Below are 20905 nucleotides of genomic sequence, written 5' to 3' on the forward strand. Positions count from 1 at the left end.
GGTTCAGCCTCCGTTGCTGGGGGGAGTGTTGGGGTCGGAGGGCGGGGGCGTCTGGGTGCCCGAGCAGCCTCCCCGACCCGTGTCGAGATTGAAGGAGATGTCGCCATAGCCGGCGGCTGCGTCGGTGAAGGTGAAGGTCGCCTTCGCCGTTGCTCTCGTGGTCCCGTTGGGAACGATCATCCTGTCGTCCCCGGGAGGGATCTCCTGCGGGAACAGTCCGCCGAACGCGCCGTCGCTGTAGTACTTCGGGGTCGTCGGGTCGATCACGAGTTTTCCGACCGCGCCCGGCTGCTGGTCGATCGTCGCCTTCAGCTCGCTGCCCACGACGCACTGGTTGATCCGGGCGTTGCCCACATCCACCTGCTTGGCACGCGTCGGGTCCGCGGGCTTGATGGCGGTGGGCTGACCGCAGCGCGAGAGATCGGAGCCCCGCACGCAGTACTTGACCTGCATCGAGCCCTCCTGGCCCATGGCCGGCTGCTGCCACTGCGTCGACTCGCCCTGGTGGCCGAGGTACACCGTGTCGAAACCGTTCGCGTTCGGCACGTCCACGCTGCGCACGAGGTACGTGCCGTCGCCGTTGCCCCAGCCGTTGGGGATGCTGTAGGTCGGGTTCTGCGGGACCGGAGCACCCGCTTGGTCCCACGCCCACCCGTCGGCGGTGGCGCTCTTCGCGGCTCCGAAGCCGTTGCTCACGCACGCGCCAACGGTGTACTTCTGGTTCTCCTGCAGGCCGCTGATCGTGGTTGAGGTGGACGTCTGGCCATTGACCCTGGCCTGCAGGTTCTGGCCGTTGTTGTCGACGTCGCAGGAGAAGTCGCCGAAGCCCGCACGGTAGGCGACGTAGATGATCTCGCGGCCGCGGTTGCTCCCGTTCATGTCGACGTTGGGTCCGGTCACGACGAGCGCGTTCTTCTGCTCCGCCGCGATCCCGACGCCGTCCGTGCGGGGCAGACCCGCCACCTGCACGCCCACGTTCTTGGTCTGACCCACAGATCCGCTGCCGTCCGGGGCCGAGTTCGCGCTGTTGGCCGTGACGGTGATGGTCGCCTGCCCGACCGGCAGCGTGACCGTCAGTTCGGTCGTGTCGCCGCCCGAGCGCGGCACATCTCCGTTCGCTCCCGTGACGGAGTACGTGCGCACCTCGGGATCGACGTTCTGGATGCGGATCTTCACCGCGCCCGCGTCGCCCGTCGTGCGCTGCCGGTCGAAGATCGGATCGGCGGTGACGTTGCCGACGGCGGGCTGGCGATACGCCCAGGCCTGCACGGTCACGCCCGTGCGGGACTCGCCGACGGAGTTGAACGCGCGGGCCTCGTAGGTGCGGCGGTCGCCGTTGCTGGCGACCTGGAAGGGCTCGCACACTCCGGCGGCGGAGCACGTGGCGACCTGCTGGCCGCCTTGCAGGATGTGGAAGCCCTGCAGCGCGGGGTAGGCGTTGCCCGCGGCGCCCGGCTCGACCCGCAGGGTGATCGTGCGGTCGCCGAAGCCGGTCTGGGTGACGTTGTTGGGAGCCTTCGGGTACCCCTGGAGATCGAGCGTGACCTGGCCGTTGCGGTCGCCCGCCGACTGGCGCCCCTGCGCGTCCTCGACGGTGAAGCCGACCGTGCAGCGCGTGCCGTCGGCATCCGGCGACCAGTTCGCCTGGATCGCGGTGGAGCTGGCGACGCCGAAGGAGACGCCGGCGCAGCTGCCGCCGGCGGCGCCGCCGACGGCGACGAGCTTGAGGGGTGTGCCGGGGAGCGGGTTGATCTCGCCGCCCTGACCGATGACGTTGATCGTGCACCCGTTGCCCGAGGATTGCGAGCACGACTGGGTGAGCGTCGCGCCCTTCGGCAGCGTCGAGGGAGCCGGACCCACCTGCAGGGCGAGGGTCGCCGGGCGCACGTCGCGGTGGCTGGGCAGGGTGACGGTCACCGGCTCCTGACGGCCCGGGCGCGCGGCGTCACGGGCCGTGACGGTCACCTGCGAGCCGGAGGCCTCGACCGTGAACTGATCGCCGGCGTACGAGACGGCGTAGCGCAGCGCTCCCCAGTCCTCGGTTCCCGCCCACGTCGTCATGTCGCGCAACTCGAACGTCGCGGAGGAGCCGGGGCTCACGGTGAGGGACGCGGCGCGCAGCTCGGGCTGCGGGTCCTCCGCGATGACGTCGACGCGAATCGTCAGGTAGGTGTAGGTGTCCTGGCCGACCAGGCGCACCGGGACGACGCAGCTGTCGGTCCAGGGCGCGCCGGCGCCGGCGGAGTAACGCACGGTCGTACCGGACACGAGTGCGCACGTGGCCTGCGCGCGCCCGCCGCCGGCGGCGACGCGGGACCCGTCGATCTCGATGTCGGCGCCCGGGGGCAGTGCGACGGCGCGCGCGAGGTCCACATCCACTGTGCCGCGCTCATCGACCTGCACAGAGGCGGCCGATGCGCGCAGGGTCAGCTGCAGATCGTTCGTCCCCGGCACCTTGAGGAAGCCGTAGGAGGCCACTTCGCTGCCGTCGAAGGCGGTGCCGGTCACCTGGAACGGGATGAGCTCGGTCTTGTCTGGCAGGCGGCCCGAGATCTTGCGGCCGTCGACCGAGATCCCGTCGGGGTCTCCCCAGAGCGAGAGCTTCAGCGAGGAGACGTCGCCGGCGTTCCAGGAGACCTTGCCCGTGAGCACGTCGACGCCGTCGGGGAAGTCCTCTCGCGTCTCGACGGTCAGCGTGGTGTCGCGCACGGCGGGGTAGTCGGGCACGGGGTCACGCACGACCTTCAGCACGATGAGGCCGATGGCGGTGTCGCCCTGCGCGTTTCGCACCGTGTACGCGAACGAGTAGGTGCCGAGCTGCGTGCCGGCCTTCAGACGCACCTGGTTGTCCTCGACGCCCTGCATCATGGCGTCCATCGCGCGGTACTCCTCGGAGCCCACATCCGCGTTGGGACGCACATCGATGACCTCGAGCGTCGTGCCCGAAGGGTCGAGGTCGTTGTCCGCGGGACGCACGACGGCCTCGGAGTCCGCGCCCGCCTGCACCTGCACGTAGTCGCTGTAGGTCACCGGGGCCGGGTTCGACTCCGCATCCAGCACACCGACGCGCACCTCACCCACGCCGACCGCGCCGAGGGTGTCCCTGACCTGGTAGGTGAAGGAGACCTGGCCCTTGTCGCCGGGTGAGCTCGTGTAGAGGATGGCGTCACCCTCGGGCGAGATCGCGGCCGAGCCGCGATCCGGTTGTGCCGTGATGCGATCCAGCGTCACCGCGTCGCCGTCGGGGTCGATCGCGTACCGGTCGAACGGGATCGACACGGTCGCACCGCTGAGCACGCGCCCGACGAGGGTGCGGGGGACAGGTGCTGCGTTCGAGTCTTCGGGCAGAACAGTGACGGTCACCTTGGCGGTGTCCGTCATGTCGGGGAAGCCCATGCGGTAGATCGTGTAACCGAGCGTGTAGGTGCCGGGCTCGCTGGGCGCCAGGTAGCGCAGCAGACGCCCCGTGGCGAACGCGAGACCCGTGTTCGATTCGTTCGTGATGGTCGAGGGGTTGATGGCGAACTGGGCGCCCGCGGGTGCCGTGTCGTTGTCCAGGACGGGGATGTCGATCTGCGCGCCGGCGCGCACGGTGACGGCGTCGTCGACGGCGATGGGCGGCTCCGCCGTCGGCGAGGGGAGCAGCACGACGGTCGTCTCGCCCGTCGTGGTGGTGATGCCGTTCCCGGTCCCGTCCGAGACCGTATAGGTCACCACGCCGAGCGTTCCCGGCTGCGCGTTGTCGGTGGAGCCGGCGACGCGCAGCATGCTCTGACCGACCAGATCGACGCTCAGCGATGCGCTCGGGTCGGGGGCGACCACGACGTCGCTGGCCAGGAGCACGAGACCTGCGGGGTTCGACACGGGCGAGATGACGTCGATCGTCGCGTCCTCGCCGGGGCGGACGAAGGCCGTGAGAGGCGGAGTGGAGATCTGCGTGGCGGCGGGATCGACGATCGTCACCCTGACGGTGCCGGTCGCCTCGGCCAGCGCGTCGGCGACGGTGTACTGCACGAGATACGAGCCCGGATCCGCGGCGGCGAACACGAAGGTGCCCGCGACGCCGTTCACCGAGATCTGCGCCGCCGCATCCGTGATGGAGTTCGCGCTGCGCATCGTGATGGCGCCGTTGACGCCGGTCACGTGCGGGCGCACGTCGATCGTGGTCGGCGCGCCGATGGTTCCCACCGCCGCGAACGACGCGGCCGTCAGTTGCGGGCTCGGGGTGATCGCGATCTCGAGCGGCTTCTCGGTCGACAGGCCCCTCGCGTCGGTGACGGTCACGAGGATCGTGACCGACTGGGCGTCGGTCTGGTTCGGATTGGGGTGCTGAAAGGTGATGGTGCCCTGCGGGTCGAGAGCCACAGAACCGATGCCGCTCTGATTCACCGCGGAGGAGATGTAGATCGGGTCGCCGTCGGGGTCGACCCATCCCTCGAGGACGTTGACCGAGACGGTTCCGCCCGGCACCACCTGCGGGCTCGGCCACGTGGCCAGACATGCCTCGACGCCGCACCAGACGGGGCCGGAGTTCTGGCCCGGGTCGGACACGGTGAGGGTGACGGTCGCCGGTTGGGAGGTGAGACCGTCGGTGGTCGTCCCGTCCGTGATGCGGTACCGGAAGGTCGCCGATCCGGTCGCCTCGGGGGAGAGTCGAACGACGAGCTCCTGCTCCTCGTTCGAGACCGTGACCGTTCCGAACGCCGGATCGACGCCCTCGACGGATGCGGCGACGATGCTCAGCACGTCCTCGTTCGGATCGTGGTCGTTGAGCAGGACGGGCAGCACGGCGCTGCGGCCGGCGCGCACGCCGAATGCGTCGTCGACGGCGACGGGAGGCTTCGGATCGATCACGCGCTCGGCCTGGACGTCCTCCTGCTGCTGGGTGGGCACGTCCTGGTCGGAGTCCCACTGCTGCGAGGACGGCACGAGGGCGCCGTTCGGAAGCGTCCACACCCACCCCGAGCGTGTCTCGTTCAAGATCATGCGCGAGCCGTTGCTGAGGAACTCCGGCGCGACCTCGTCGCCGAGCGAGCCTCCGGCGTAGTCCAGATCGCTCTGTCCCGCATCCGATGACCACAGCGTTCCCTGCGCCTGGCTGTTGGGCAGCCAGGCCGCGTACACCACGCCCTTCGCCTCGGCCGGGGCTGCGGGGGTGCCCTGCGCGGCGTCGACGACGCGCTCGGGACCCGACCCGTCGATGGGAACGGAGACGAGCCCGGTCGTGTCGGCGACGTAGACCTGGTCGCGCGCCGTGCCCGACTTCTGCAGGACTCCGCCGATCGTCCCGGTCTCGAGGGGCTGATCCCGACCGCGCACCCAGAGCAGTCCCGAGTCGGGCTCGAGGAGCGCCCAGGTCGTACCCACGGCGCTCAGCGTCGCGGATGCGGGGGCGTCGGCGACCGCATCCGAGCCCTCGATCTTGCCGGTGCGCGCATCGGCACGCAGGACGCGTTCCTCCTCGGACGAGTAGGCGTAGACGATGCCGTCCACCCCGACCGCAACGCTGTCGGCGACGAAGACGGGCCGTTCCTCGCCCTCGGCGACCTGGGTCTCGGCGTACGGGTCGACGGGCACGGTGCTGCTCGGAGAGGCGAGCGAGCCGGCGAAGACGGCACCGTTGTCGGTGCGGTAGGCGATCGTGTCGCCCGTGGAGACGACATCCACGGTGCCGGGCGGGGTGTTCTGGAACGCGTCCTCCGCGTCGGCGTTGAGATCGGCGGGCATCGCCATGTCGACGTCCGCGAAGCGGGTGTCGCCCTCGGCGTAGACGAGCAGGCGGTTCGCGTTCTGCACGAGTGCGCTGGGGTTCTCGACCTGCTTGACGGTGTCGATCTCGCCGACGGTCGTGTTCACCCGGGCATAGCGCCGACCCTCGCCGGACTGCATCGCCCAGATCGTGCCGTCGTCGGGCGGAGTCTGCTGCGCGTCGAAGCCCGGCCAGACGACTGCGAGCGTGGTCACGATGGCGAGCACGGCGGCGACGGAACCGCCGATGATCCAACCCCGGCGGTCGGCGAGTCCGGTGCGGGGGGCCTCTGCCATCTCAGACACCTCCGAGAACGAGGACGGTCACGAGCACGGCTGCCGCCGCGACCAGGGCGGCGCCGCCGATGAGCAGGGCGATCATGCCGCCCGATAGTCCGCGCCCGCGGGGCGATGCTCCCGCGAGCACCGTGCCCTCGTCGGGACGACGTCCACCGCGCTCGCGTGCGCGCACCGGCCGGCGCGATTCGTACTGCACGCGGGGGCGCACCGGGCCGCGAGCGCGATCGTCGGCGAAGTTCACGGGGGTGCCGGCGGAGGCCCATTCGTCGACGGCCACCTCCATCGGGGTGTGGGGCAGGCCGAGCTCGTGCTGGATCAGCTGCAGCTCGTACGCGAACTGGGCGGCCGAGGGGTGGCGGCCGGCCGGGTCGCGGTGCATCGAGCGCGCCAGTACGGCCTCGAGGCTCGCGGGGACATCGGCCCGGCCGATGGGGGTGTAGGCGGCGCGGCGGATCCGGGCCTTGAGCTGGTCGCGACCGTTCTGGCCGCTACCGGGACGCTCGAAGGGGCTGCGTCCCGCCAGTAGCGAGTACACGGTGGCGCCCAGCGCCCACACCTCGGCGGGCACGGATCCGGCGATGCGCTCGTCGATGATCTCGGGCGCACTCCACGGCACGGACATGGCGAACACTTCGTCATCGCCGCGTCCGCCGACGGCGGTGGCGATGCCGAAGTCGGCGAGGACGGGAGCGCCGAAGGCCGTCACCAGAAGGTTCGAGGGCTTGATGTCGCGGTGGAGCAGGCCCGAACGGTGTGCCGTCTCCAACGCGGAGCCGATCCGGATGCCGGCCTGGAGCACCTCCGCCAGCGGGATCTCCTCCCGTCGGTAGCGCGAGCCGAGGGATCCGGGGCAGTACTCCATGACCAGGTAGGGGCGTCCGTCGGAGGAGATGCTCGCCTGGTAGATCGTGAGGATCGACGGATGCGCGCTCAGACGCGCCATCACGTCGGCCTCCGCGTTGAACATGCGCAGCAGACCCTCGTCGACGATGTCCTCGAGGAGGACCTTGACGGCGACCGGGCGGCGCGGCATGTCCTGCTCGAAGAGGAAGACGTCGGCGAAACCACCCGTGCCGAGAGGGCGAACGTAGGTGAAGCCGGGAAGAACGGGCGGTGCCGCGGGCAATCTCTGCGCCACCGGGGTCCCCCTTTCCGCGTACGACGTGCACACCCGACGTACGCGCGGGACTCTGCCGAACCTTCCTATCACAGCGTCGTGACCGCTTCCGACTGGGAAACCTACGCTTGACACATGTCCTCCGAACTGTCGCGCGCGGCAAGCCCCTACCTCCGTCAGCACGCGGAACAGCCGGTGGCGTGGCACGCGTGGGGTGAGGCCGCGTTCGCCGAGGCGCGGCGGCGCGACGTGCCGGTCATGGTCTCGATCGGCTACGCCACGTGCCACTGGTGCCACGTCATGGCGGCGGAGTCCTTCTCAGACCCCGACATCGCCGCGCGTCTGAACCGGAGCATGGTCTCGGTCAAGGTGGACCGAGAGGAGCACCCCGAGGTGGATGCGGTCTTCCTCGCCGCGGCGGCGGCGTTCACCCCGCATCTCGGCTGGCCGCTGACCGTGTTCACGACGCCGGAGGGTCGGCCCTTCTTCGCCGGCACGTACTGGCCCCCGGCGGCGCGGGGTACACTTCCTGGATTCGTCGACGTCATCGACGCGGTCGATCGGGCATGGCGCGAACGCCGGGAGGCGGTGACCGAGACCTCGGGCGCACTGCAGCGGGCGCTCGACGCGGCCGCGCGCGAGCGGGGCGACGAGGCGCTCCACGCCGCATGGCCCACGGCCGAGGTTCGCGCACAGCTCGCCGCGCGCATCGCGGCGCGCGAGGACCCCGAGTTCGGAGGGTTCGCTCCGGCGGGAGCGGATGCGGCGACGCCGAAGTTCCCGGTGTGGCCCGTGCTTCGTTTCCTGCAGACGGAACCCGATGAGACGGCGACGCAGCTCGCCGCGCGAACCATCGACCGCATGGCCCGCTCGCCGCTGCGCGACGCGGACGGCGGGTTCTTCCGGTATGCCACACGACGCGACTGGAGCGTGCCCCACTACGAGCGCATGCTGACGGACAACGCCGGCCTCATCCAGGTCGCCCTCGCCGCGGGGCGCGCCGACATCGCGTCCGCCGCGGCGGGATTCCTCGTCGACACGCTTCAGCTGCCCTCCGGCGGATTCGCCGCCGCGCAGGACTCCGAGTCCTGGATCGACGGCGCGCGCAGCGAGGGAGGGTTCTATCTGCGCTCCCTCGACCAACGGAGCACGCTCGAGCCGCCGCGCATCGACGACAAGCTCGTCAGCGGCTGGAACGGTCTGGCCATCGGGGCGCTCGCCGCGACGGGGGCCCGCCTCGGGCGCGAGGAGTTCGTGAGCGCAGCCGTGCGCGCCGCCCTGGCGGTCGAGGAGTCGAACCTCGCCGACGACGGGACGCTGCGCCGAGCCTCGCTCGACGAGATCCTCTCCGGCGCGCCGGCGACGCTCGAGGACTACGGCGCTCTCGCCCAGGGGCTCGCGGTGCTCGCGATGGCCACGGGACGCGTCGCCTATGCCGTCGAGGCGCGCCGGCTCGTGGACCTGTGCTGGCCGACGGAGGAGGCGGCCGCCGTGCCCGGCGGACGCGACAGGGTGCTGGCGGCTCTCGGGGCGCCTGCGGTCGACGACGCCGACACCGACCGCCCGTCGGGGGCGGCGTCGCTCGCCGAAGCCGCGCTGACGCTCTGGCGTCTGGGGGCGGGGGAGCGGTACCGGCGCCGGGCCCGCACGATCGTGGCGGCGCGCGCGACACGTGCCGTCGAGGATCCGTTCTCGCACGCCGCGGTGCTGCGCGTCGCCGCACTCCTGGAGAGCGCCGGGCGCCAGATCGTGGTGGTCGCCGACAGCGACGATGATCCGCTCGCCCGCGCCGCGCACGCGACCGGTGCCGACGTCGTCGTCAGGGTGAGCGAGGCGGATGCGGGGGTGTGGTCCGAGGCTGGCTTCTCGCTGTTCGCCGACCGCACCGCTCGCGAGGGGCGTCCGACGGCATACGACTGTCGCGAGTTCGTGTGCCGCCTGCCCCTCCACGACGCGAGCGGTTTCGTCGACCCTGCGGCGTGAAGTCGTCCTATCATCGAGAGCATGCCCGAGCTGGAGGAGCCGCACAGCGGCTACTGGTACGCCGACGACGACGAGTCGCGCAAGCGCCGCGCCGTCGATCTGCTGCAGGCGTTCCGGGTGTACCGCGCGGCGGAGGTCGCGATGCGACGTCGCACGCGCGAGGCGATGTCGATGGGCGAGAACGATCTCCTCGTGCTGCGCTACCTGCTGCGCGCCCAGCAGCGCGGCGAGCGCGTCTCGCCGGGTGAGTTGGCTCGCTACCTCGGGGTCTCCACCGCCTCCATGACGGCGATGGTGGACCGGCTGGAGAAGTCCGGGCACGTGCGGCGTGAGCGGCACGAGACCGATCGGCGCAGCATCTGGGTCGTTCCCACCGTCGACAGCGACGAGGAAGTGCGCCGCACTCTCGGCGACATGCACGAGCGGATGATGGATGCCGTCATCGACATGTCTCCGGACGAGACGCGGATCGTCATGGAGTGCCTGGGCCGGCTCCAGGCCGCGGTCGACCAGGTCGACGCCCACTCCAGCGTCGGCTGAGCGACACATGGCTCGCCGGGAGTCTTGCTCGTCAGACTAGCTACCCGCCGCGACGGCCCGGAACCGACGTTGCGGTGACAGCATGGGCAGCATGACCCTTTCAGCCGACGCCGTCGGTGAGCAGGACACGACGACCCATATGGTCGACGGTTGGCTGCTCACCTCGTACGCCGGTGTGGTCGCGCGTCTGCAGGCCCGCTATCCGCTGCTGCGCCCGGCAGAGATCGAGGCGATCGTCGCAAGGGAGTACGACGCGTTCACGGGCGGGCGGCCGATCGCGGTGCCCGTCGACGTGGAGTCCGGGGCCGAGGAGATCCTCCAGATGTACGCCGACGAACAGGGCGCCTGAACTCAGATCCAGCTCGGCAGCCAGTTGTGCAGCCGCCAGAACTCGTACGGGACCGGCATCGCCGTCCACACCGGGTACCAGAACGCCGACAGCGCGACGCAGGTCACCAGGAACACCGTGACCACCCGCTGGCCTGCGATACGGCGATCGGCATCCGCCGAGCCCGCGATGCGCCGGGCAGCGAGAGCGATGGCGATCACGAGGAACGGCAGCATCACGACGGTGTAGAACTGGAAGATCGTGCGCTCCGGATACAGCAGCCACGGCACGTAGGTAGCGGCGAGGGCCACGAGCACGAAAGCCGCCTGCGCATCGCGGGTGCGGATGAACCGGTAGAGCAGGTACAGCGCGGCAGCGATCCCGGCCCACCAGATCAGCGGGTTCGGGATGCTCGAGACCGCCTGGACGGTGTCGCCGCTCTGGTGCCAGTACATCGACGTCGGGCGCACCAGCAGTGGCCACTGCCACGCGGGGCTCTGATAGCCGTGGGGTGTCGTGAGCCCGACGTGGAAGGCGTAGATCGCCTCGTGGTAGCGCCAGAGGCTCGCGAGCGCTCCGCCGAGGCCCTCGGATGCGACCGCGCGCCCGTATCCGCCGCTGCTGGCAAGCCAGCCCGTCCATGAGGCCAGGTAGACGATCATCGCGACCGGCACGAGCAGCATGAACGCCGCCGCGCCCTGGCGCACCGCATCCACCGGCCACTGCACGATGCCGAGTCGGCGTCGCGCGAGGGCGTCAGTGACGACGACGTAGAGGCCCAGGGCCGCGAGCACGTACAGGCCCGACCACTTCACGGCCGTGGCGGCACCGACGGCCGCTCCTGCGGCGATGAGCCACGGCCGGTTCCAGAGCACCGGCCCCCACCCGGGACCGGCCGTCTCCGCATCGCGCGCAGGCACGGCCTGGCGCAGGCGCTCCAGATGCGCGCGGCGATCGAGAAGGATGAACCAGAAGCCCAGCGCCACGAACAGCGCGAGGATGCCGTCCAGGAGCGCGATGCGGCTGAGCACGATGGCGAGGCCGTCGATGGCCATCAGGCCGCCGGCGATCGCGGCGACGGCCGTCGAACCGGTCAGCGTGCGGGCGATCACGTAGACGACGAGGACGGTGAGGGTCCCCGCCGTGGCCACCGCCACTCGCCACCCGACCGAATCGCCGGGGCCGAAGAGCCACATTCCCCATCCGATCAGCCATTTGGCCAGCGGCGGATGCACGGAGAAGCTTCCCGTCACGAGCGGGGCGGGAACGTCGCCCTGCGCGAACAGGGCGTCGGCGCCCTCGGGCCAGTTCGCCGTGTAACCCAGCAGCCACTGCGACCACGCGTCCTTCACGTAGTACGTCTCGTCGAAGACCAACGACGACGGCGTCCCGAGGTTCGCGAAGCGCAGGATCCCGGCGACGAGCGTCAGCAGGACGGGTGTCCACACCTGCACGCGCCGATCCAGCACGCGAGAGCCGCGGACGCGGTCGGAGAACGCGTCGAACGCCGAGCGGCGCGGCGCGGGCGCAGTCGGCGGGGCGCTCGAGGTCACGCCCTCCACCTTATGCTGGGGCCGTGATCATCCTCGCGGCGACTCCGATCGGAAACCTCGGGGATGCCACCCGCCGGCTCGTCGAGGCGCTGGAGGCCGCCACCGTGATCGCGGCCGAGGACACCCGCACGACGCAGCGGCTGCTCGCGGGGCTCGGCGTCGCCAACCGCCCGCAGCTGATCGCCCTGCACGATCACAACGAGAAGCAGCGTGCCGCGGAGCTGGCGCGACGGGCGGCGACCGAGGACGTGCTCGTGCTCAGCGACGCCGGCATGCCCACGGTGAGCGACCCGGGATACGGGCTCGTGGCGGAAGCCGTGGCACAGGGCGTCGAGGTGATCGCGCTGCCCGGGCCGTCCGCCGTGCTGACCGCTCTCGCGGTCTCGGGTCTTCCCACCGACCGCTTCGCCTTCGAGGGTTTCGTGCCGCGCAAGCAGGGGGAGCGGCGGGCGATGTTCGCCCGGTTGGCGGCCGAGGAGCGCACGCTGGTCTTCTTCGAGGCGCCCACCCGTCTCGCCGACACCCTCGCGGATCTGGCGGATGCGTTCGGCGCCGATCGCCCCGCATCCGTCTCGCGAGAGCTGACCAAGCTCTACGAGCAGACCGTGCGCGGTCCGCTCTCTGAGCTCGTGGCCTGGGCCGCGGACGGCGTGCGCGGCGAGCTCGTCATCGTCGTCGGCGGAGCCGAGCGCGCCCGCGTCGCCTTTCCCGATGCCGTCACGCAGGTGCTCGAGATCGTCCGCACGGGTACGCGTCTGAAGGATGCGGCCGGCGAGGTCGCCGAGGCGACCGGTCATTCCTCGCGCGAGCTGTACCAGGCGGCGCTCGCCGTCCGCGGCTGACGCGCCCACCCGGCCGGACGCCGACTCCTCGCCGTGGGCGGGAGCCGGCGCCGCGGTCAGCGTCTGCGCACGCGGCGATGCCGTGCGAGCAGGGCGAGGCCGGCGCCGAGCACCAGCGTGGCCGCCACGAAGAGCGTGAGCGGGGCCTCCCGGCCGGTGGCGGCGAGCGCGGCGGATGAGGATGCCGTCTCGCGCTGCGGCTCGGTCGCGACGGGGTCTCCGGAGCCGGCCGCGGGGTCCGTCCCCGGCGTCTCGATCTCGGTCAGGGCGTCGAGTGCTGCGGAGAGCTGAGCCGCCGCCGCGTCCACCCGTTCCTGGGCGGGGGACTGCGCACCGCTCAGGAATCGGGCGACCTCCAGCGCGTCGTCGACCGCGGTGAGGGATGCGGGTGTGTACCGGGACCGCTCCAGCGCCTCGGCGCGGGCGACCAGCGCGCTCAGCTGCGTGAGATCGGCCGCCGCATCCAGCACGCGCTCCAGTTGCAGGTCGTCGACGGTTCCCCAGGACCCCTGCGCGAGCTCTCCGGCGACCCGCACGGTGATCGTCGCCCCGTCGGCCACGGTGAGGGTGTCCGTCGTCGGGGTCGACCAGTTGCGCCACCCGCCGAGGACGAACGGTGCGGACTCCTCCTGCGCCCCCGACGAGATCACGAGACGCACCGTGTCGCTGAGCTGGCCGCCGCCCTGAAGGGCCCCGGTGGCGCGGTAGGTGCCGGCAGGCACCGGGCCCACGGACTGCTCGAGCGTGAAGGAGAACCGATCCGCCGAGTAGAAGTGGGCGGACCGCGATCCGGTCCGCGGGTCGTCCCACGCGCCCACCGTCAGACCGGTGCCCGCCGTTCGCCACATGGACGTGTCGTCGTCCTCGAAACCGGGGTTCGCGAGCAGGTTCGCCGAGGTCACGGTGACCGTCGCGCTGGTCGACAGGCCCGCCGAGGTCGTTCCGCGGAACACGTACGTGCCCGGGCCCGACACCCACTCGGTGCCGGGTGTCCACGTGACGGCCTGTTCCTCGGTGCTCAGGTCGTTGTACGAGACCGTCACCGTGGTGGGCAGCGTGATCTCGTCACCGTCGGCCACCGTCACCGCGGGGGAGGCGACGGCGGTGACCTCGCGAGGGGCGACGGCGCCGGTACGGGCGTACGAGAACACGTTCAGAGACTCCAGCGGCGTCCCGTCGTGGGCGAACAGGGCCTGATTGTCCCAGGCGGAGCCTCCGTAGTGGACCCCCGCGTCGTTCGGGTCGTACTCGCCGGCGTAGCTCGCCGCCCAGCCGGAGCCGTCCCTTTCCCAGAGGGCGGCGTTCTGCGCCACCGCCTCCGGCGGGCCGACCGGCAACCAGGCGGGCTCCCAGTAGTACACGCCGAGCCCGGCCGCCCCCACATCCGAGACGGCCTGGATGACGTCGCGCACCGCGAGCGCCTGCCCCTGCACGCTCACCGGGTAGTTCGTCGCCTCGCCGGGAAGGTCGATCACGTTTGTGTGGCCGTCGCCGTCCTCGAGCGTGTACGCCCAGCTGGTCTCCGCGACGATGACGTCCTTGCCGTAGGTGTCTGCGACCTGCGTCAGCACACTCGTCAGGTTCTGCAGCGTGCCGTGCCAGAACGGGTAGTAGGACGAGGCGAAGACGTCGTAGTCGACGTCGCGGTCGTCGAGCTGCTTCGCGATGTTCGCATAGCTGCCGGGCCGCTCCGGATTGGTGAAGTGCAGCGCGACGAGCGCGTCGGGGAGGACCTCTCGCACGGCGGCGGAGCCTGCGGAGAAGATCTGCGCCATGTCGTCCCACCCGCTGACGCCCGCGACACCGCTCGTGGTCTCGTTGCCGATCTGCACCATCCGCACATCCACCCCGGCCGTCTCGAAGGCCGTGAGTGCGTCGGCGGTGAACGCGCGGGTCGCCGCCGCCTTGTCGGCGACGTTCAACGCCGCCCATGCCTTCGGGGCCTTCTGCTTCGCGGGGTCCGCCCAGAAGTCGGAATAGTGGAAGTCCACGAGCACGCGGAGCCCCGCATCCGTCGCCCGCTCACCGATCTCGATCGCGCGTGCGACGTCGACGGTGCCGCCGCCGTAGCCGTTGCCGGCGGCGTCGAAGGGGTCGTTCCAGACGCGCACGCGCACGTCGGTGACGCCGGCGTCCGCCAGGACGTCGAACAGGTCGGCCGGCTGGCCCGCCGTGTCACGGAAGACGACGCCGGAGTCCTCGAGTGCGATGACCGAGGACACGTCGACCCCGTTGATGAAATCGGGCGAGAGGTCGTCGACCCTCGGAACCGTGATGCCGGCCGCGACCGGCGCGTCCGCCGCGACGGCGGGGGTCGCGATGAGCGCGCCCGCGGCGATGACACCGAGCGCGGTCGCCGCGGCGGCGGATCGGAGGAGGGAACGACGGATGCGGCGCTGCATGAGTGTCCTTTCTTTCGGGCGGGTCAGCCCTTGACGGAGCCCTGGGTCAGCCCGCCCACGATGAATCGCTGCAGGGAGAGGAACAGGGCGAGTACGGGCACGGCGGCGATGACGGCGCCGGCGGCGAACAGGCCCCACCGGGAGGCCAGCTGGTTCGAGACCCACTGGTACATGCCGACGGCGAGCGTCCAGTTGTCTTCGCTGGTGAGCACGATCTTCGCGAGGATGTAGTCGCCGAACGCGGTGATGAACGCGAGCAGCGCCACCACGGCCAGGATCGGGGTGACGAGCGGGATGATGAGGCGCCAGAAGATCTGGGCGTGCGTCGCGCCGTCGATCTTCGCCGACTCGTCGATCTCGATCGGGATGGTGTTGAAGAAGCCGTACATGAGGAACGTGTTCGCTCCCAGCGCGCCGCCGAGATAGACGCAGATGAGCGCGAGTTTCGAGTTCAGCCCCAGTGCCGGCACGATCTCGCCGATCGCGAGGAGCATGAGGAAGATCGCGACGAACGCGAGCGCCTGCGGGAACATCTGCACGATCAGCAGCGACGTGAGGCTCACGCGGCGGCCGCGGAAGCGGAACCGGGAGAACGCGTAGGCGGCCGATGCGCCCATGATCACCGCGCCCACGGCCGAGACCCCGCCCACGAGCAGCGTGTTGCCGACCCACGTCCAGTAGCTGGTCGCGCCCAACGCCGCGAAGTTCGACAGATCGAACGCGCTGAACAGGTTGTTGGAGCCGGAGAGCGTGCCGCGCGGGTTGAGCGCCGCCGAGAGCACATAGACCAGCGGGAAGACCGCGTAGAAGACGACGATCGCGGCGAAGAAGTACTTCCATCCGACCTCGAGCCACCAGCGGCGGCGACGGATGCGGGTGCGTGCCGTGGACATCACTGGAACTCCTCGAGCTTGCGGGTCTGGCGGAAGGCGACGGCGGAGATGACGCCCACGACGATGAACACGATGATCGACAGGGCACTGGCCAGGCCGTAGTCGGCGGCCCCGCCGGCGACGCCGGAGACGCGGTAGATCGCCGAGATGAGGATGTCGGTCGATCCGAGCGTGTAGGGCGCCCCGGGTATCGCTGGTCCGCCCGCGTTGAACATGTAGATGACGGTGAAGTTGTTGAAGCTGAAGGCGAAGGAGGAGATGGCGAGCGGCGCGGTCGACACGAGCAGCAGCGGCAGCACGATCGAGCGGAACTGGCGCCACCGGCCGGCGCCGTCGATCGAGGCCGCCTCCAGCGTGTCGGAGGGCAGCGCCTGGAGCGCGCCGGTGCACACGAGGAACCAGTACGGGAAACTGAGCCAGACGTTCACCCACAGCACGGCCGCCTTGGCCAGCCAGGGATCCCCGAGCCAGTTGATCTGGCTGCCGAAGAAGAACAGGTCGTTGATGACACCGAACTCGGCGTTGAACATGCCGCGGAACAGCAGCGCGGACATGAAGGCGGGGAAGGCGTAGGGGAGGATGATGAGCGTGCGCAGGTACTTGCGGGCGCGCACGCGGGGGTCGTTGAAGACGAGCGCGAAGACGAGCCCGAGACCGAAGCTGATGACGACGGATCCGGCCGCGAAGGCGAACGTCCAGCCGGTCACCGACAGCAGCGGGCCGGCGAGCGAGGGGTCCGTGAACACCCGCAGGAAGTTGTCGAAGCCGACGTTGACGTACCAGCCCGCGGGCAGTCGCGTGCCGTCGTCGGCGACGAAGCTGCCGATCGCGTCGTCGGCGGTGTAGACCGTGCCGTTCACGGTGTCGGTGATGGTGCCCGCGTCCGCATCCCACACCATCGTCGGCGTGTAGAGCACACCGGTGGAGCCGTCGCGGGTGCGGATGGAGCCGTCGTTGGGGTCGTCGGAGAAGGGCACGCGCAGGGCTTCGATCGTCGCCTGCAGCTGCTGGTCGGTGATCACCTGGGTGCGCGGGATCACTGTCCACCCGTCGACGGATGCGGGCGCCTGGCCCGCGGGGGCGGCACCGGCATCCGTCAGCGGCGAATCGGCGCTGCCGACGCGGATGTCGCCGTCGTCGTTGATCGCCAGGCCGTACTCGCCGAAGCGCTCGACGACCGAGAGCGGGTAGGTCTCGGAGCCCTCGATGCGCCGCTCGCCCTGGATGAGGGCGGCGTCCACGGCCTGCTCCTGGGACCCGGCGTGACCGGTGCCGTAGTTCGTGAAGGCGATGTAGGCGGTGTAGCCGAAGACGAACACCTGGAAGACGAGCAGGAAGACGAGCCCCGGCATCAGGTACTTCAGCGGCAGCGCGCGCTTGGTGAAGTAGACGATGTCTGCGGCGATCACGAGCGCCGCGGTGACGCCGAGCAGGATCCACGACTGGGCCGAGAAGGCGGAGAGGATCGCCATGACCCCGAGGGCGTTGATCAGGCCCATCACGATGAGCTTGACGATGAAGCCCCATCCGATGCCCCGCCACGACCGGGCGTGGGACTCCCGTGGGGGCCTCGAGGGCGGGGTGAGAACCTGCGGCTGCGCCATGTGTGTCGTCTCCTGTTCGACGGCCACGAGCGGGGCGGGCCACAGGGCCCGCCCCGTCGCGGTCAACCCGCGAGGGTGCCCTGAAGGTCGGTGATCATCTTGTTCCAGGTGCCGGACGGGTCGGCGCCGCTGATGATCTGCGACTCTGCCGCGTTCCAGAAGTCCCAGACGGAGCCCATCTCGGGGATCGAGGGCATCGGCACGCCGTTCTGCGACGAGGCGAGGAAGCCGGCGATGATCGGGTCGCTCGCGACCTCCTCTGCCAGGCTGCTCCAGGCCGGGATGCGGGGGTCCGCCTCGTACAGCGCGCGCTGCGCGTCCTCGGTGCCGAGGTAGTTCACGAGGAACTCCTGGGCCAGCAGTGCGTTCTTGCTCTGCGAGCTCAGGTAGAAGCCCTGCACGCCCACGAAGGGCGCGGCGGGCTGGCCGCCCGCGGAGGGGATCGGGTTCACGGCGACGTTGACGTCGGGGAAGGAGCTGATCGCCCAGGGGCCCTGCACCGTGTACGGCGCCTTGCCGGAGGCGAACAGCTCGTTGTTGATGTCGTAGTCGATCGTGGTCGAGAGGTATCCGGTGCCCGCCGAGCCGTTGGCGTGCAGCCACTGGGCGAACGCCTCGCCGGCCGCTCCGCCCATGCCGACCTCGTTCGTGTACGAACCGCTCGAATCCTGCACGAACACCGGAGCGCCGAAGGAGGTCTGGAAGCCGTACATCGTGTAGCCGTCGCCGGTCTCGCCGGCGGTGTTGATGACGAACGGACGCTCGGTCCCGGCCGCGAGGCCCTTCTGGATCATCTCGTCCCAGGTGGCGGGGGCGTCCGCGCCGACGAGGTCGACGTTCTGCACGAGTGCGACGGTCTCGAGCGAGTAGGGCAGCGCGTAGAGCTGACCGTCGTAGGTCATCGCCTCGATCGCGACCGGCTCGAACTCGGAGGCCTTCTCGCCCAGGTCGATCGTGTCGACGACACCCGCCGCGACGAGCGCGCCGAGCCAGTCGTGGGAGCCGACGGTGATGTCGGGACCTTCGCCGGTGGGCACCTGCGAGATGAAGTCGTTGCGGAGGTCCTCGAAGTTCTTCTGCACGAGGGTGACCTTCGCGCCCGTCTCCTCCTCGAACGCCTTCGCGGCCGTCGTGATGGCGGCTTCGCGCTCCTGGTCGGTCCAGATGACGAGCTCCGCCGACGAGTCGGCGGTCTGTTCGGCGCTCCCGCCGCCGGAGCAGCCGGCCAGCAGCAGCGCGGATGCGGCGGCAGCGACGCCGATTCCGATGATCTTGCGCATGTGACGTGTTCCTTTCAGAACGGTGGTCGAGGATGCGTGCCTTCGTCGACGTCGCATCGTCACGACCGGATGGGGAAGCGTCCGTCCGTTGACGGACGCCGAGGTTCGGGGGAGTCGCCGGTCAGCGACCACCCCCGCGGGTAGGAGGTGTGCGCACGACGGCGACGCCGCCGGCGGCGACGACCGTCTCGTCGTCCGAGGCGGTGCCGGTGAGCAGGTCCGTGCCGGCGACCGGGGCGGCGACGGCTGCATCGGAGTGGTTGACGAGCACGACGTAGTCGGCGTCGCTGCCGTGTCGGGTCACTCTCTCCAGGCCTGCGGGCAGACCTGCCGGCGTGAGTCCGGCGTCGGCGTACACCCGCGTGAGGATGGCGGCGAGTCCCGCCGCATCCGGCCTCGTGCTGACGTACCAGCCGACGCCCGCGCCGTGCGCGTTCCGTGTGACGGCGGGGGCGCCGTCGGCGGGTCCGCCGACGTAGCTGGCGAGCACCTCGGCGCCGTCGACGCGCAGGTCTTCGCTCCACTGGTCGATCGTCAGCCGCTCGCCGTCGAGATCGATCGCGGCGACGTCCCCCTCGCGCAGCGGCAGGAACTCCTCGACCCGCACGCCCAGCGCTTCGCCGAGCGGTGCGAGGTACCCACCCTCATGGACAGCGTCGTTCTCGTCGACGACCGCGGAGAAGTAGGAGACGACGAGCGTCCCGCCGCCGGCGACGTAGGCGGTGAGGTTCGCCGCATCCTTCGTCGTGAGCAGATACTGCGCGGGGGCGAGGACGAGCGAGTAGCCCGACAGGTCGTGGCCGGGCAGCGCGAAGTCCACCGTGATGCCGTCGCGCCAGAGCTGCGTGTAGTAGGCGCGCACCCGCTCGTCGTGGTCGAGGAGATCCGACGGTCGCCACTCGAGGTCCTGCGCCCAGAACGACTCGAAGTCCCAGAGGATGGCGACGTCGGCTCTCACGCGGGAGCCGCGCACCTCGGCGAGGGCGGCGAGATCGGAGCCGAGGGCGGTGACCTCGCGGAACACGCGGGAGTCGGTGCCCGCGTGCGGCAGCATCGCGGAGTGGAACTTCTCGGCGCCGGAGCGCGAGGCGCGCCACTGGAAGAAGAGGATCGCGTCGGCGCCGCGTCCGAGGTGCGTGAGCGAGTTGCGGGCCATCTCTCCCGGGCGCTTGGCGACGTTCTGCGGTTGCCAGTTGACGGCGGACGTCGAGTGCTCCATGAGGATCCACGGCTTGCCGCCGCCGACGGAGCGGCTGAGGTCCGCTGCGATCGCGAGGCCGATCTCGCCCTCGCGATCGGGTGCCCAGAGATAGTGGTCGTCGGAGACGATGTCGACCTCGCGCCCCCACGCCCACAGGTCCGTCGTCTGGCTCTGGTTCGCCATGAAGTTGGTCGTGATCGGCTGGTCGGCGTACTGCCGGATGGCGTCGCGCTCGGCGATGAAGCAGGCGCGCAGCTGGTGATCGGTGAAGCGTGCGAAGTCGAGCCGCTGCGCGGGGTTGACCACGGAGGGCGCTGCGGCGGGTGCGCCCACGTGCTCCCACTCGCCGTAGTGCTGGCCCCAGAAGGCGGTTCCCCACGCGGCGTTCAGCGCATCGAGGCTGCCGTAGCGCTCGCGCAGCCAGAGCCGCCAGGCGGCGACCGCGTGCGGCGAGTAGTCCTCGCCGACGGGCACGCCGTACTCGTTGTGGACGTGCCACATCACGACGGCCGGGTGCGTGGCGTACCTGCGGGCGAGCTCGGTCGCGATGCGCACCGAGGCCTCGCGGTAGGCAGGGGCGGAGTGCGACGCCATGCCGCGCGAGCCGAAGCCCATCGTGGTGCCGTCGCGGGTCACGACGCGGGCGTCCGGGTGGTTCGCGAAGAACCATGCGGGCGGGGAGGCGGTGGGAGTGCCGAGGTCGACGTGGATCCCGTTCGCGTGCAGGAGGTCGAGGAGCTCGTCCATCCAGGAGAAGTCGAAGACGCCCTCCGCGGTCTCGATCAGACCCCACGAGAAGATGCCGACGCTGACGAGGTTGACCCCCGCCTCGCGCATGAGCGCGACGTCCTCGTGCCAGGTCTCGACGGGCCATTGCTCCGGGTTGTAATCGCCGCCGTAGGCGATTCCGTGCAGCTGCGGCCAGGGTGAGCTCTGGGTCATGACGCTCCGTCGGGTCGAGGGTGATCGGTCCTCGTCGGGTGTGACTGGGACCGGTCACAGTCTGCGCAGCCGCGCACGGAACGATCAAGCCCGTGACCCGTTCGTTATCAAACTGTGACCGGTCCCAGTCTTCGCGGCACGTCGCGCAACGGCGGCTGGGGCCAGGCGATAG

At 70.6% G+C, this 20905-nt stretch carries 12 protein-coding genes; 4 read left to right on the forward strand and 8 right to left on the reverse strand.

The window, feature by feature from the left end; genetic code table 11:
* Positions 1 to 3: 3 nt before the first annotated feature.
* Positions 4 to 6045, reverse strand: coding sequence for an Ig-like domain-containing protein (locus KYX17_RS12555; RefSeq protein ID WP_243227344.1), 6042 nt, complete (start codon positions 6043 to 6045; stop codon positions 4 to 6).
* A 1-nt stretch (position 6046) separates the two neighbouring features.
* Positions 6047 to 7186 carry a serine/threonine-protein kinase gene (locus tag KYX17_RS12560; protein WP_243227345.1) on the reverse strand — a complete coding sequence of 380 codons (1140 nt, stop codon included), beginning with the start codon at positions 7184 to 7186 and terminating at the stop codon, positions 6047 to 6049.
* 114 nt (positions 7187 to 7300) lie between these two features.
* Between KYX17_RS12560 and KYX17_RS12565 the strand changes: the two genes are divergently transcribed.
* The 3 genes from KYX17_RS12565 (at position 7301) to KYX17_RS12575 (ending at position 10037) form a co-directional block, all read left to right on the forward strand.
* Entirely contained in the window at positions 7301 to 9148 is a 1848-nt protein-coding gene (locus KYX17_RS12565) for a thioredoxin domain-containing protein (protein WP_243227346.1), read from the forward strand.
* A 21-nt stretch (positions 9149 to 9169) separates the two neighbouring features.
* Positions 9170 to 9688, forward strand: coding sequence for a MarR family winged helix-turn-helix transcriptional regulator (locus KYX17_RS12570; protein WP_243227347.1), 519 nt, complete (start codon positions 9170 to 9172; stop codon positions 9686 to 9688).
* 91 nt (positions 9689 to 9779) lie between these two features.
* On the forward strand, positions 9780 to 10037 hold the full coding sequence (locus tag KYX17_RS12575; protein WP_243227348.1) for a three-helix bundle dimerization domain-containing protein: 258 nt from the start codon (positions 9780 to 9782) through the stop codon (positions 10035 to 10037).
* Positions 10038 to 10039: 2 nt separating this feature from the next.
* On the opposite strand, the gene KYX17_RS12580 is transcribed toward KYX17_RS12575, so the two are convergent.
* A complete protein-coding gene (locus KYX17_RS12580; RefSeq protein WP_243227349.1) occupies positions 10040 to 11569 on the reverse strand; it encodes a dolichyl-phosphate-mannose--protein mannosyltransferase in 1530 nt (509 codons plus the stop codon).
* A gap of 23 nt (positions 11570 to 11592) precedes the next feature.
* On the opposite strand from KYX17_RS12580, the gene rsmI reads away from it, so the two are divergent.
* Positions 11593 to 12411: a 16S rRNA (cytidine(1402)-2'-O)-methyltransferase gene (gene rsmI / locus KYX17_RS12585; protein WP_243227350.1), complete on the forward strand. Its 819-nt coding sequence runs from the start codon at positions 11593 to 11595 to the stop codon at positions 12409 to 12411.
* 56 nt (positions 12412 to 12467) lie between these two features.
* Here rsmI and KYX17_RS32040 read toward each other — a convergent pair whose 3' ends face one another.
* The 5 genes from KYX17_RS32040 to KYX17_RS12615 all read right to left on the reverse strand — a co-directional run bounded on the left by KYX17_RS32040 (position 12468) and on the right by KYX17_RS12615 (position 20733).
* A complete protein-coding gene (locus tag KYX17_RS32040) occupies positions 12468 to 14813 on the reverse strand; it encodes a glycosyl hydrolase 53 family protein (protein WP_283818144.1) in 2346 nt (781 codons plus the stop codon).
* A 23-nt stretch (positions 14814 to 14836) separates the two neighbouring features.
* A complete protein-coding gene (locus KYX17_RS12600; protein ID WP_243227351.1) occupies positions 14837 to 15706 on the reverse strand; it encodes a sugar ABC transporter permease in 870 nt (289 codons plus the stop codon).
* Positions 15706 to 17310 (reverse strand): ABC transporter permease subunit, encoded by a 1605-nt coding sequence (locus tag KYX17_RS12605; RefSeq protein WP_243228175.1) that lies wholly within the window; start codon positions 17308 to 17310, stop codon positions 15706 to 15708. Before KYX17_RS12605 ends, KYX17_RS12600 begins: the two co-directional genes overlap by 1 nt.
* A gap of 62 nt (positions 17311 to 17372) precedes the next feature.
* On the reverse strand, positions 17373 to 18590 hold the full coding sequence (locus tag KYX17_RS12610) for a maltose ABC transporter substrate-binding protein (RefSeq protein WP_243227352.1): 1218 nt from the start codon (positions 18588 to 18590) through the stop codon (positions 17373 to 17375).
* Between the two features lie 121 nt (positions 18591 to 18711).
* On the reverse strand, positions 18712 to 20733 hold the full coding sequence (locus KYX17_RS12615) for a beta-galactosidase (protein WP_243227353.1): 2022 nt from the start codon (positions 20731 to 20733) through the stop codon (positions 18712 to 18714).
* Between the last annotated feature and the right edge of the window lie 172 nt (positions 20734 to 20905).

The organism is Microbacterium sp. CIAB417 (assembly GCF_022788845.1).